10 protein-coding genes are annotated in these 13,500 nt (G+C 65.5%); 5 read left to right on the top strand and 5 right to left on the bottom strand.

Features of this window, described 5'->3' with window-relative positions:
• Window positions 1-116 precede the first annotated feature (116 nt).
• The gene (locus BMI86_RS15700; protein ID WP_078542231.1) at window positions 117-488 is read left to right on the top strand and encodes a hypothetical protein; all 372 of its coding nucleotides are present in this window, start codon (window positions 117-119) and stop codon (window positions 486-488) included.
• A 71-nt stretch (window positions 489-559) separates the two neighbouring features.
• Here BMI86_RS15700 and glyA read toward each other — a convergent pair whose 3' ends face one another.
• On the bottom strand, window positions 560-1,852 hold the full coding sequence (gene glyA, locus BMI86_RS15695) for a serine hydroxymethyltransferase (protein ID WP_078542230.1): 1,293 nt from the start codon (window positions 1,850-1,852) through the stop codon (window positions 560-562).
• Between the two features lie 157 nt (window positions 1,853-2,009).
• Between glyA and BMI86_RS15690 the strand changes: the two genes are divergently transcribed.
• The gene (locus BMI86_RS15690; RefSeq protein ID WP_244176601.1) at window positions 2,010-2,774 is read left to right on the top strand and encodes an NAD kinase; all 765 of its coding nucleotides are present in this window, start codon (window positions 2,010-2,012) and stop codon (window positions 2,772-2,774) included.
• Window positions 2,775-2,777: 3 nt separating this feature from the next.
• Here BMI86_RS15690 and BMI86_RS15685 read toward each other — a convergent pair whose 3' ends face one another.
• The 4 genes from BMI86_RS15685 to BMI86_RS15670 all read right to left on the bottom strand — a co-directional run bounded on the left by BMI86_RS15685 (window position 2,778) and on the right by BMI86_RS15670 (window position 10,320).
• Window positions 2,778-4,238, bottom strand: coding sequence for a sigma-54 dependent transcriptional regulator (locus tag BMI86_RS15685; protein ID WP_078542228.1), 1,461 nt, complete (start codon window positions 4,236-4,238; stop codon window positions 2,778-2,780).
• Complete coding sequence (locus BMI86_RS15680; protein ID WP_078542227.1) at window positions 4,228-5,718, bottom strand: ATP-binding protein; 1,491 nt, start codon at window positions 5,716-5,718, stop codon at window positions 4,228-4,230. The genes BMI86_RS15685 and BMI86_RS15680 overlap by 11 nt, the downstream gene beginning before the upstream one ends.
• Before the next feature lie 226 nt (window positions 5,719-5,944).
• Window positions 5,945-7,837 carry a propionyl-CoA synthetase gene (locus BMI86_RS15675; RefSeq protein ID WP_078542226.1) on the bottom strand — a complete coding sequence of 631 codons (1,893 nt, stop codon included), beginning with the start codon at window positions 7,835-7,837 and terminating at the stop codon, window positions 5,945-5,947.
• A 206-nt stretch (window positions 7,838-8,043) separates the two neighbouring features.
• Window positions 8,044-10,320 (bottom strand): NADP-dependent malic enzyme, encoded by a 2,277-nt coding sequence (locus BMI86_RS15670; RefSeq protein ID WP_078542225.1) that lies wholly within the window; start codon window positions 10,318-10,320, stop codon window positions 8,044-8,046.
• 242 nt (window positions 10,321-10,562) lie between these two features.
• Here BMI86_RS15670 and BMI86_RS15665 point away from each other — a divergent pair, with 242 nt between their 5' ends.
• From BMI86_RS15665 to BMI86_RS15655, 3 genes are read left to right on the top strand one after another with little or no spacing between them, the layout of a single operon-like run.
• Complete coding sequence (locus BMI86_RS15665) at window positions 10,563-10,955, top strand: cytidine deaminase (RefSeq protein ID WP_075773944.1); 393 nt, start codon at window positions 10,563-10,565, stop codon at window positions 10,953-10,955.
• The gene (locus BMI86_RS15660) at window positions 10,955-12,277 is read left to right on the top strand and encodes a thymidine phosphorylase (protein WP_078542224.1); all 1,323 of its coding nucleotides are present in this window, start codon (window positions 10,955-10,957) and stop codon (window positions 12,275-12,277) included. The genes BMI86_RS15665 and BMI86_RS15660 overlap by 1 nt, the downstream gene beginning before the upstream one ends.
• Window positions 12,274-13,491 carry a phosphopentomutase gene (locus tag BMI86_RS15655; RefSeq protein WP_078542223.1) on the top strand — a complete coding sequence of 406 codons (1,218 nt, stop codon included), beginning with the start codon at window positions 12,274-12,276 and terminating at the stop codon, window positions 13,489-13,491. The genes BMI86_RS15660 and BMI86_RS15655 overlap by 4 nt, the downstream gene beginning before the upstream one ends.
• The last annotated feature ends 9 nt before the right edge of the window (window positions 13,492-13,500 follow it).

Below are 13,500 nucleotides of genomic sequence, written 5' to 3'. Positions count from 1 at the left end.
GCGCTTCCAGAGCGGATGCGAAAAAATCTGCGGCCATGCGCGCAGTTGCGCTGATCTCGCGCGGCGGATAGCGTCCGGTGCGGAATTGCTGAACGCGGCGTGAGGGAGAGGGCCGGATGGGGCCGGAGAAGATCAATCAGATGGCGGGACAGGTCTCGCGGCTTCTGGCGCAGCGGCTGGGGGCGAAGGGGCCGACGCTCGAGGCGCGGGTCGCCTCGCGGGCCCGGGCGCTGCCGCGCAAGGTGCGCAAGGCGGCGCTGGTGCTGGTCGATGCCGAGCGCAAAGCGCACGCCCCCAAGATCGCCCGGCAATTGGATGCCCGCAGGGTGGAGGGCGCTTTCGCGACTTGTCGCGACTATCTCGAACCGCTGGGCGCGGCGGAGCGGCTGCGCGCCGCGGCGCTTGGCCTCGCCAGTTCGATCGCCGTGATTGTGGTGATTGTGGGCGGCGCCTTGCTGGCCGCGATGGTCTGGACCGGAGCGATCTGATCGCGCCACGATCCCAGACATGAAAAAGGCCCCCGGATCGCGGGGGCCTTCAACTCAATCTCGGAACCGGATCACAGCTCGGGGTAGATCGGGAAGCCGCTGAGCAGCGTCGCGACCTTGGCTTTCACGGCCTCTTCGACCTCGCCATTGCCCTCTTCGCCATTCGCGGCGAGCCCGTCGACCACTTCGACGATCAGGCGTGCGATCTCGCGGAACTCTTCCTCGCCGAAGCCACGGGTGGTGCCGGCGGGCGTGCCAAGACGGATGCCCGAGGTGACCATCGGCTTTTCCGGGTCGAACGGGATGCCGTTCTTGTTGCAGGTGATATGCGCGCGGCCCAGAGCTTTCTCGGTCGCGTTGCCTTTCACGCCTTTCGGACGCAGGTCGACCAGCATCACGTGGGTGTCGGTGCCGCCGGTGACGATATCGAGGCCACCCTTCATCAGCTCGTCGGCCAGCGCCTGAGCGTTCTTCACGACCTGAGCGGCGTAGTCCTTGAACCCGGGGCGCAGCGCCTCGCCGAAGGCCACGGCCTTGCCGGCGATGACATGCATCAGCGGACCGCCCTGGATGCCCGGGAAGATCGCCGAGTTCACCTTCTTCGCAATCTCCTCGTTGTTGGTGAGGATCATGCCGCCACGCGGACCGCGCAGGGTCTTGTGCGTCGTGGTGGTCGCGACATCGGCATAGGGGAAGGGCGAGGGGTGCTGACCACCGGCCACGAGGCCGGCGAAGTGCGCCATGTCGACCATCAGCCAAGCGCCGACCTCATCCGCGATTTCGCGGAACTTGGCGAAGTCGATCTGGCGCGGGATGGCAGAGCCGCCCGCGATGATGAGCTTCGGCTTGTGCTCGAGAGCCAGTTCGCGGACCTGCTCGTAGTCCAGCAGGCTGTCTTGCTTGCGCACGCCGTATTGGATCGCGTTGAACCACTTGCCCGACTGGTTCGGCTTGGCGCCGTGGGTCAGGTGGCCGCCCGCATCGAGGCTCATGCCGAGGATGGTGTCGCCCGGCTTCAGGAGCGCGGTGAACACGCCCTGGTTCGCCTGCGAGCCCGAGTTCGGCTGGACGTTGGCGAATTCGCAGCCGAACAGCTCCTTGGCGCGATCGATCGCGAGGTTCTCCGCGACGTCGACATATTGGCAGCCGCCATAGTAGCGCTTGCCCGGGTACCCTTCGGCGTATTTGTTCGTCATCACCGAACCCTGCGCCTCCATCACCGCCTTCGAGACGATGTTTTCCGAGGCGATCAGTTCGATCTCGTCGCGCTGGCGACCGAGTTCATCGGTGATCGACTTGAAGAGTTCGGGGTCACGGCTGGAGAGGCTTTCGGTGAAGAAGCCCGCATCGCGTTGGTCTTTCATGGCCATTCCTCGCAAAGATCCGGTCGCCGACCGTTTAGCGCAGATTTCACAGGGCTGAAAGCAGACAAACGACCAAATCGGTCATTTCCGCGCCGGATTGACGCTTGTCTTTCGTCCAAGCCCTTGCAACACCTTGGACAAGCAGGAGGACCGCGCGGTGGCGAACCAGTATACCCATATCCATTTCGCGGCCTCCCACGCCGAGACGGCGCAGGCGGCGCAGGCCGATCTGGTCGCGCGCTACGGGCAGGTGCCGCGCTACGCGGCCGATGTGATCGTGGCGCTTGGCGGGGACGGGTTCATGCTGCAATGCCTGCACGAGGGCACGGGGCTGCCCGTTTACGGGATGAACCGCGGCTCGGTCGGCTTCCTGATGAACGACTATGTCGCCGACGATCTGCCGGCGCGGCTCGAGGCGGCGGAGCAGGCGGTGATCAATCCGCTGTCGATGAAGGCCGAGACCCAGGACGGGATGCTGCATGAGGCGCTCGCCATCAACGAGGTCTCGCTGCTGCGCGCAGGCCCGCAGGCGGCGAAACTGAAGATCTCGATCAACGACAAAGTGCGGATGGAGGAGCTGGTCTGCGACGGCGCGATCGTCTCGACGCCCGCCGGATCGACCGCCTATAACTTCTCCGCCCACGGGCCGATCCTGCCGATCGGCTCGGACGTGCTGGCGCTGACCGGGATCGCGAGCTTCCGGCCGCGGCGGTGGCAGGGCGCGATCCTGCCATCCTCCGCGCTGGTGCGCTTCGACATTCTCGAACCCGACAAGCGCCCGGTCATGGCCGATGCGGACAGCCGCTCGGTCAAGCCGGTCAAATGGGTCGAGGTGCGCTCCGAGCCGGAGATCGAGCATTGCATCCTCTTCGACCCCGGTCACGGGCTCGAAGAGCGGTTGATGCGCGAACAGTTCGCCTGAAGCTCAGCCCTTCGACAGCCACGCGTCGCGCTTGCGATAGATCGTAGAGGGCGCGACCCCCAGTTCCAGCGCAGCGCGCGGGATCGATCCGTCATGCCGGGTGATCGCAGCCTCTATCGCGGCGCGCTCGATCTCGGCCAGCGTGCGGTCCGCGAAAGGATCGGCCGCCGGGACGGTGGTGGGCGCGGCACGGCTCGTCGTCGGATCGAATTCCGGCAGCATATGGGCGCGCAGCACCGGCCCGTCATGCATCACGATCGCCGCGCGGATGACGTTCATCAGCTGGCGGACGTTGCCGGGCCACGGGCGGTCCTCCAGGCGGGTGATGGCCTCAGGCTCGATCTCGCTGAAGTCGCGCGCCTCCTCGGAGGCGAACCGCTCCAGCGCCATCCGCGCCAGAGGGCCGATATCCTCGCGGTGCATCCGCAGCGGCGGCATCTCGATCGTGAGCACCATCAGCCGGTAATAGAGATCCTCGCGGAGCACAGCGTTTTGCAGCATGACGCTAGGCGAGCTCTTGGCCGCGCAGACGATACGCACATTGACGTCGACCGGCTGGCTGGCGCCGAGCGGTTTGACTTGGCCGCTCTGCAGGAACCGGAGCAGCTTGATCTGCGCGGTGGGGGCAAGTTCGCAGATATTGTCGAGCAGAAGCGTGCCACCGTCGGCGGCGAGAAGCGCGCCGTCCTTGTCCTCCAAAGCGCCCGGGAAGGCCCCGCGGTTGTGGCCGAAGAGTTCGCTGTCGACGCGTTCGGCGGCCAGGGCGCCGCAATCGAGCGCAATGAAGGGACCATCGGCGCGGGGGCTCGTGGCGTGAACCGCCTGGGCGCAAAGCTCCTTCCCGGTACCGCTTTCGCCCCAGATATAGACCGGCGCGGTCGAGCGGGCGGCAGCGCGGGTCCGGGCGTAGAGTGCCCGCATCTGCGGCGCGTTGCCGACGAAGTCCCCGACCGTCTCCTCGCTGGCGCTCGCGTCGTCGAAGTCCGAACGCAGCGACAGGCTGCGCGCGCTCTCAATGGCGCTTCTGAGGCGAGGTTCGTCGATCGGTTTGACGAGGAAGTCGATCGCGCCCTCCTGCATCGCCCGCACCGCGCGATCGATCGAGCGGTCGGCAGTGACCGCGATGATCGCCGCATAGGGTCGCAGGGCCAGCATTTCGGCGATCAGCGTGTCGCCGTCGCGATCGGGCAGCATCAGGTCCAGCAGCACCATGCGGATCGGGTTGTCGCGGAAGATGCGCATCCCTTCCTCGGCGCTTGCCGCGAGATGGGTGATGAAGCCGGCGTTGCGCAGATAGGCGTCATAGATCGCCCGGAGCGATCCCACATCTTCGATCAATAGAAAATGTTCGGTCTCGGTGTCGACGCCGTTCCGCCCGTTTCGACTGAGGCCGTGTTGCGGACTATCCGTCTTGGAGCTGGTATCCCTGTCCGGGGTGGTCGTATCGGAGGCACTAGTTCTCATGCTGTAAATCAGTCTTCGTGTTCAAATTATTTCGGGTGGTGGCTATCAGCCGGTCGATGAAAATGAGGGCGACCCGGCCAAGATCTTGAATATCTTCATAAGTCCCATGTCGGGTTGCACTGTCAAGCGCGCGTGCATGCCGCGAGAGGGGGTGATCACCCGCCACTCCGGCCACCGCACTGAGCTTATGGCTCAGCAATTGCAGGGCGCAGAGGTCGAAAGGGGGCAGTGCGAGCGACAGCCCGTGACGTACCGTCTCGAGATCGGCGATCAGTTCCTGCCCGAGCCCCGCTGGCAATGCCTTCTCGGCAAGACGCAGATGGGCGAGCAAGCCGCGCGGCGGCGTAGTTACGCGCGGCACGGTCGTCATGCAACCAGCCTCTTCCAGGGCGCGCAGGATCGGCTGCAGGCCCAGCACCGGCTTGATCAGGCAGGCATCGGCCGCGCCTTTCTCGACGTCGCGATAGCCGCTGCACTGGATGATCGGCAGGTCCGCCCAAGGCAGGCCGGAGCGGCGAATGCTGGCGATCACTTCGGGGCCGCGGCAGCCGGGCATCTCGACATCCAGCACAGCGAGATCGAAGCGTTCGGCCCGCAGTTGCGCGGCCGCACTGTCGCCGCGGCGTAGCCCGGTCACCTGCGCGCCCATCGCGCTCAGGAACTGCTCGAGCACGGCGCGGCTCATCTCGCTGTCATCGGCGATGAGCACGTTCCACCCGCTCAGATCGGGCAGGGGGGCATCGCGCATCGTGGAGCTGATATCGACGGGACGGGCCGGGAGCGACACGCGGATTTCGGCTCCGCCTTGCGGCGCGTTGGCGAGGTCGATCTTGCCGCCGGCCTCTGCCACCAGCGCGTGACAGATCGCGAGGCCCAGACCTTGCCCCTCGGGGTTGCGGAACGTGGCGGGCTCGCTGCGCTGCCCTGCGCAGGCTGGCGCGCGCAGACGTTCCTCTGGGAAGCCATCGCCCTCGTCGCGCACGGTCAGCAGCAGCCCCTCGGTCGGGTCGAAGTCGAGCGACAGGTGGATCGTGCCGCGCTGGGCATAGCACAGCGCGTTGCGCATCAGATTGGCGAAGATGCGGTTGAGCGGCACGCGATCGATCGCCAGAACGGGCGGCAGATCGGGGGCCATGTGGATCGCGAGTGACATGCCCCGAACATGGGCCGCGCTTGTCCAGCGGCGGCGCACCCGTTCGAGCGCGTCGGCAATGACCAAATGCGGAGGGGCGGGGCTTGCCTCGGACGCGTCGGAAAACTTGCTTGCCGCGTCATCTCTCGGCGCGGCGGGCGCAAATTCCTTCGCCCCGTCCAGATCGAGCAGCTGGGCCAGATCGCTCGCCGCTTCGCGCGCGCGCTCCAATTGTCCATGCGTGCTTTGACCGCCCGGATCGGCGAGCGCCGCATCCAGACCGCACATCACATCTGCAAGCGCGGCGCGCAGATCGTGCTGCCATAAAGGACCGAGATCGCATCGCAACGATGCGAATGGCTCCTGCGCAGCGGGATCGGGCAACTTTCGGTTCGTCAAAATAACCCCTCGATGGATGGTTCCGGGGTACGGTTCTCAAATTAACCTTCGATAACATAAACAATAGCATAAAGCCGCACCCATTGTGGATGCGGCTTCTTAACTCGGGCGTAAACTTTTGATGTGGTGCCTATCTGCGTCGCTCACAATGAGCTCTGCTTATGATAAGCTCGGCTTATTTCTTCGGGTAGCCAAGCCCCTTCAGCGCCTCGGTGATTTCGTCGAGGATCGCGGGGTCGTCGATCGTCGCGGGCATTTTCCACTCCTGCCCATCCGCGATCTTCACCATCGTAGCCCGCAGGATCTTGCCCGAACGGGTCTTCGGCAGGCGGTCCACCACGGTGGCGAGCTTGAAGGCCGCGACCGGGCCGATCTGCTCTCGCACGCGGCTCACGCATTCCTTGACCACCTCGCCATGCGGACGGTTGCAGCCCGAGCTGAGGCACAGGAAGCCCATCGGCGTCTGCCCCTTCAGGTCGTCGGCCACGCCGATCACGGCGCATTCGGCAACATCGGGATGGCCGGCAAGGACCTCTTCCATCGCCCCGGTCGAGAGACGGTGCCCCGCGACGTTGATGACGTCATCGGTGCGCGCCATGATGTAGAGATAGCCGTCCTCGTCGACATAGCCCGCGTCGCCCGTCTCGTAATAGCCGGGGAATTGCTCGAGATAGCTTTTCTTGAAGCGCGCTTCGGCTTTCCACAGCGTCGGCAGCGTGCCCGGAGGCAGCGGCAGCTTGATCGCGATGGCGCCAAGCTGACCCGTCTCGACCGGGTGGCCGCCCTCGTCGAGCACCTGAATGTCGTAGCCCGGCATCGGCACCGAGGGGCTGCCTACCTTGGTCGGCAGCTCTTCGATCCCGATCGGGTTCGCGGCGATGGCCCAGCCGGTCTCGGTCTGCCACCAGTGATCGACCACCGGCACGCCGAGATGTTTCTGCGCCCATTCGACGGTCGCGGGATCGGCCCGCTCGCCTGCGAGGAACAGCGCCTGCAGATCGTGCAGCGCGTAGCGTTTGATCCACTCGCCGTTCGGATCCTCGCGTTTGATCGCGCGCAGCGCCGTGGGGGCGGTGAAGAAGCTCTTGATGCGGTTGTTCTGGATGATCCGCCAGAACACGCCCGGATGCGGGGTGCCGATCGGCTTGCCCTCGAACACCACGGTGGTCGCGCCCGCGATCAGCGGGCCGTAGCAGATGTAGCTGTGGCCCACGACCCAGCCGACATCGGACGCCGCCCAGAAGCGGTCGCCCGCCTCGATATTGTAGATGTTCTTCATCGACCATTGCAGCGCAACGAGATGGCCGCCGGTATGGCGCACGACGCCCTTGGGCTGGCCGGTCGTGCCGGAGGTGTAGAGGATATAGACCGGGTGGTTGCCCTCGACCGGAACGCAGTCCGCGGGCTTCACACCATATTGGAAGCCGTGCCACGAGAAGTCGCGCCCCTCGATCAGCTTCGCCACTTCCTGTTCGCGCTGGAAGATGACGCAGAACTCCGGCTTGTGGTCGGCCTGTTCGATCGCTTCGTCCAGAAGCGGTTTGTAATGCACGGTGCGCCCGGGCTCGAGGCCGCAGCTGGCCGCGATGATCGCCTTGGGGGTGCAGTCGTCGATCCGCACCGCGAGCTCGTGCGCCGCGAAGCCGCCGAACACGACCGAATGGACCGCGCCGATCCGGGCGCAGGCGAGCATCGCCTCCAGCGCCTCGGGGATCATCGGCATGTAGATGATGACGCGGTCGCCCTTTTCGACGCCGCGCATCTTCAGCGCACCGGCGAGCGAGGCCACACGGGTCTGCAATTCCTTGTAGGTGATGCCCTTGGTCGAGTGGGTGATCGGGCTTTCATGCATGATCGCGATCTGATCGCCACGCCCTTGCTCGACATGGCGGTCGACCGCGTTCCAGCAGGTGTTGACCATTCCGTCCGAGAACCACTCGTAGAGCGGCGCGTCTCCGTCAAACAGGGCCTTCGAGGGCTTCTCGTCCCAGTCGATCTTCTCGGCGGCGTCCATCCAGAATTTTTCGGGATCGGCCTGCCAGGCGGAATAGACCTCTTTGTAGCCCATGCGAACATCTCCTCCTCAGGAATTTGGAGATGTGTTACGAAGCGCAACGCGTTGGCGCAAGAATGTTACCGCGCACAATCGGGTGCGACGCGAAAAAATTTGCAGAAAGCGCGACAAATCGCCCGCAAACTTTTGCAAACTGCGGGCGAGTATTCAGCTTCTTTGCAGCCCGGGAGGGGTTTGCAAATTTCGCAGGTGCACGCGACTCAGCTGTAGTGTGCGACCGGCGTGCCCGCGATGGCCGACATGTTCAGCAACCCGCGCGAGGTGATCGAGGGCGTCACGATATGCGCCTTGTTGCCCATCCCCATCAGGATCGGCCCGACTTCGAGGCCGCCTGCTTTCATCTTGAGGATGTTGCGCACGCCCGAGGCCGCGTCGGTATTGGCGAAGACCAGCACGTTCGCCGCCCCCTCGAAGCGCGAATTCGGCATCAGCCGGGCGCGGGTCTCGGGATCGAGGGCGGCATCGACATGCATCTCGCCCTCGAAGTCGAAATTCACCTCGCGCCGGATTAGCAGGTTCATCGCGGCGCGCATCCGCTCGCCCGAGTCGCTGTCGAGATTGCCGAACTGGCTGTGCGAGCACAGCGCGATCTTCGGCTTCAGGCCGAAGCGCGAGACGTGGCGCGCGGCGCCGCAGACCGTCTCCATGATCTGCTCGGGCGTGGGCGCGTGATGGACATGGGTGTCGGCCACGAAAAGCGGGCCGTCTTCGAGGATCATCAGGCTCAGCGCGCCTTGGGCATGCAGCCCGTCGCGGGCGAGGATTTCGCGCACGTATTTCAGGTGCCAGAGATATTGCCCGAACGTGCCGCAGATCATCGAATCCGCTTCCTCGCGATGGACCATGACCCCGGCGATGGCGGTGGAGTTGGTGCGCATGATCGCGCGCGCCAGATCGGGGGTGACGCCGCGCCGGGCCATCAACTCGTGATAGGTGCCCCAATAGTCGCGATAGCGCGGGTCGTTTTCCGGGTTCACGATCTCGACTGCGCCCAGATCGAGCGGCAGACCCGCCCGTTCGCAGCGCATCCCGATCACGTCGGGACGACCGATCAGGATCGGCGTGTCGGTGGTCTCCTCGATCATCGCGTTGGCGGCGCGCAGCACGCGCTCATCTTCGCCCTCGGCGAAGACGATACGACGTCTCGCGGTCGCGGCGGCATCGAAGACCGGGCGCATCAGCAGCGCGGATTTGAACACCGAGCCGTCGAGCTGAACCTTGTAGCTGTCGAGGTTTTCCAGCGGGCGGGCCGCCACGCCGGTTTCCATCGCGGCCTTCGCCACGGCAGAGGCGACGATGCCGATCAGCCGCGGATCGAAGGGTTTCGGGATCAGGTAATCCGCACCGAAAGTGAGCTTCTCGCCGCGATAGGCGGCGGCAGCCTCGGCGGAGGTCGTTTGCCGCGCGAGCTTGGCGATCCCTTCGACGCAGGCGATCTGCATCTCGTCATTGATCGTGGTCGCGCCCACGTCCAATGCGCCCCGGAAGATGAAGGGGAAGCACAGCACGTTGTTGACCTGGTTCGGGAAATCGCTGCGCCCGGTCGCGATGATCGCATCGGGCGCGACCTCGCGGGCCACGTCGGGCAGGATTTCCGGGTTCGGGTTCGCCAGCGCGAAGATGATCGGCTGCTTGGCCATCTTCTGCACCATCTCGGGCTTCAGCACGCCGGGGCCGGAGAGGCCGAGGAACATATCCGCGCCTTCGATCACCTCGTCGAGCGTGCGCAGATCGCTGTCCTGCGCATAGTCCGCCTTTTGCGGGGTCATGTCAGCTTCGCGGCCCTCGTAGACCAGACCCTCGATGTCGCAGAGCCAGACATTCTCGCGCTTCACGCCCAGTTTCAGCAGCATGTTGAGGCAGGCGATGCCCGCCGCCCCGCCGCCGGTCGAGACGATCTTGATGTCCTCGAAGTTCTTCTTCGCGATGCGCAGCGCGTTGGTCGCGGCGGCCCCCACCACGATCGCGGTGCCGTGCTGGTCGTCGTGAAAGACCGGGATGTTCATCTTTTCGCGGCAGATCTTCTCCACGATGAAGCAGTCGGGCGCCTTGATGTCTTCGAGGTTGATCGCGCCGAAAGAGGGCTCGAGCGAGCAGACGATCTCGGCCAGTTTCTCGGGGTCGTTCTCGGCGACTTCGATATCGAAACAGTCGATATCGGCGAATTTCTTGAACAGAACCGCCTTGCCTTCCATCACCGGCTTCGCGGCGAGCGGGCCGATATTGCCCAGGCCCAGCACTGCCGAGCCGTTGGTGACGACGGCGACCAGATTGCCCCGCGCGGTGTAGTCGCGTGCGGTGTCGGGGTCTTCCTTGATGGCAAGGCTCGCCTCGGCCACGCCGGGCGAATAGGCGCGGGCCAGATCGCGCCCGTTGGCGAGCGGCTTCGTCGCGCGAATTTCCAGTTTTCCGGGTTTCGGCTTGGCGTGATAGTCCAGTGCCGACTGACGCAGGTTGTCCTGACGCAGCTCTTCCATGAGATCCTCCCGAAACTGGTTTAGCGCTAAACTAATTTTTCGCGCGCGACTCTCCCGCCGTTCTAGATAGCACGAAGGGGGTGATTGCAACCCCATGAAATTACGTTGCGGCATGAACTCCACGCGAGGCGGCGGGGTGGCGCGAGGTGAGCGCTTGCATCCGACGCAGGCGCGGCGCAGGATCGGGAGAACTCAACCGGCTGGACAAATTTTACGCTCCGGCCATGGCCCGGAGACCGCCGATGTCGTTGCTCGATTCTGCCCGTCAGGTGCGCGAAAACGCCTATGCACCCTATTCGAAATTCAAGGTCGGTGCGGCGGTGCGCGGGGCGTCCGGCACCATCTATAGCGGCGTGAATGTCGAGAACGTGGCCTATCCCGAAGGTACCTGTGCCGAGGCCGGCGCGATTGCCGCGATGGTGGCGGCAGGCGAGACCGAGATCACCGAGGTCGCCGTGATCGCCGACAGCCCGACGCCCGTGCCGCCCTGTGGCGGCTGCCGTCAGAAGCTGGCGGAATTCGCGCGCCACGACACGCCGGTGACGCTGGCCACGACAGAGGGCGAGCGGCTCGACACGACGGTGGGCGATCTGCTGCCGGGTCGCTTCGACATGAGCCATATGGAAAACACCTGATGGATGCCCGCAGCATTATCCAATCGGTGCGCGACGGCAAAAGCCTGAGCGCAGATCAAGCCCAATGGTTCGCGCGCGGTCTGGCCGATGGCTCGGTCTCGGACGCGCAGGCGGGGGCCTTCGCGATGGCCGTTCTGCTGAAAGGCATCGGCACCGAGGGGCGCGTCGCGCTGACGCAAGCGATGCGCGATTCCGGCGAGGTTTTGCGCTGGGACATGCCCGGCCCGGTGATCGACAAACATTCGACTGGCGGGGTGGGGGATTCCGTCTCGCTGCTGCTTGCGCCCGCGCTGGCGGCCTGTGGCTGCTACGTTCCGATGATCTCGGGGCGGGGCTTGGGCCATACCGGCGGCACGCTCGACAAGATGGAAGCGATCCCTGGCTATGACGCGACGCCCGGCATCGGCGCTTTGCGCAAGGTGGTGGGCGAGGTCGGTTGCGCCATCGTCGGTGCGACGGGCGAGATCGCCCCGGCCGACAAGCGGCTCTACGGGATCCGTGACATCTCCGGCACGGTCGAGAGCATCGACCTGATCACCGCGTCGATCCTGTCGAAGAAGCTGGCTGCGGGGCTCGAAGGGCTGATCCTCGATGTGAAGGTCGGCTCGGGCGCGTTCATGGCGCGGCCCGAGGATGCGAAGGCGCTGGCGCAGAGCCTTGTCGCCACCGCGAATGGTGCGGGCTGCAAGACCTCGGCGCTGATCACCGACATGGATCAGCCGCTGGGCCATTCGGCGGGCAATGCGTTGGAAGTGATCGAAGTGATGGAGACGCTGACCGGCACTGGCGTGAACGAGGCGTTGTGGGATGTGACCGCGGCGCTCGGCGGCGAGGCGCTGGTGCTCGCGGGGCTGGCCAAGGACGCGGTCGAGGGCACGGCACGGATCGACGAGGTGCTCAGCAACGGGCGCGCGGTCGAGGTCTTCGGCAAGATGGTCGCGGCGCTGGGAGGTCCGAGTGATTTCGTCGAACGCTTCCCCGACCGTCTTCCCTCCGCCCCCGTGATCCGGGCCGTTGAGGCCCCGCGCGCGGGCTTCGTCAGCCGCATCGACACCCGCGCGGTGGGCGAGGCGGTGGTGCATCTGGGCGGCGGGCGTCTGGTTGGCACCGACAAGATCAACCCCTCGGTCGGTCTGTGGGAGATCGTGGCGCTGGGTGAGGACATGGCGGCGGGCGAGCCGCTGGTAACGATCCATGCCGCGAATGACCGCGACGCGGATGCCGCCGAAGCCGCCCTTCTGGCCGCGATCGAGCTGAGCGACGCGGCGCCCGAAGAGCCGCCCCTGATCCACGAACGGATCGGCCCGGAGGATGTGCAATGAGCCGTGCCTTTCTGATCGTGATGGACAGCGTCGGGATCGGCGGCGCGCCCGATGCGGATCGCTTCTTCAACGACGGCGCGCCGGATACGGGCGCGAATACCGTGGGCCATATCGCGCAGGCCTGCGCGGAAGGGCGCGCCGAGGAAGGCCGTTCCGGTCCGCTGAATATGCCGACGCTGGCAGGGCTCGGTTTGGGCGCGGGCGTGAAGCTCGCCTCGGGCGAGGAGGCGCCGGGGCTGATGGTCGAACCTGTCGGGCTCTGGGGCGCGGCCACCGAGATCTCTCCCGGCAAGGACACGCCCTCGGGGCACTGGGAGCTGGCCGGTGTGCCGGTGCCGTGGGAATGGCATTATTTCCCCGATCAGAAGAACAGCTTCCCGCCCGATCTGGTCGCCAAAGCCTGCGAAATCGCGGGCACGGACGGCATTCTGGGCAATTGCCACGCCTCGGGCACCAATATCATCGAAGACTTGGGCGACGAGCATGTCCGCACCGGCTGGCCGATCTGCTACACCTCCGCCGATAGCGTGTTCCAGATCGCAGCCCATGAGGAGCATTTCGGCCTCGACCGCCTTCTGAAGCTCTGCGAGGGACTCGCGCCGACGCTGCATGCGATGAAGGTGGGGCGCGTGATCGCGCGGCCGTTCATCGGCGAGAACGGGCAGTTCACCCGCACGCCGAACCGCCGCGACTATGCAATCCCGGCACCGTCGCCGACGCTGCTGGACTGGGCCTATGATGCGGGCCGCGTGACCCATGCGATCGGCAAGATCGGGGATATCTTCTCGCATCGCGGCATCACGCATTTACACAAGGGCAAGGGCGATGCCGATCTGGCCGATCACCTGATCCGGCTGGCGGATGAGGCCGAGGAGGGCTCGCTCACCTTCGCCAATTTCGTGGAATTCGACAGCCTCTATGGCCATCGCCGCGACATCTCGGGCTATGCCCGCGCGCTGGAATGGTTCGACACGGTGGCGGCGCGATTCCTCGACCGCCTGCAACCGGGCGATCTGGCGATCTTCACCGCCGATCACGGCAACGATCCAAGCTGGCGCGGCACCGATCACACCCGCGAACGCGTGCCGGTTCTGGGCGCGGGCCCCGGTATCGGGTCGCGCAGCGTGGGCAATGTGGGGTATGTCGACTTAGCGGCCTCGCTCGCCACGCATCTGAACATTCCGGCGCAAGGGCCGGGCAAAAGCTTTCTGTGAGGGACAACA

It is taken from the genome of Thioclava sp. DLFJ5-1, from assembly GCF_002020115.1.
Classification (GTDB): Bacteria; Pseudomonadota; Alphaproteobacteria; order Rhodobacterales; family Rhodobacteraceae; genus Thioclava; species Thioclava sediminum.
The sequence above is the reverse complement of the archived record's forward strand: the minus strand, read 5'-3'. Positions and strand labels throughout refer to the sequence as shown.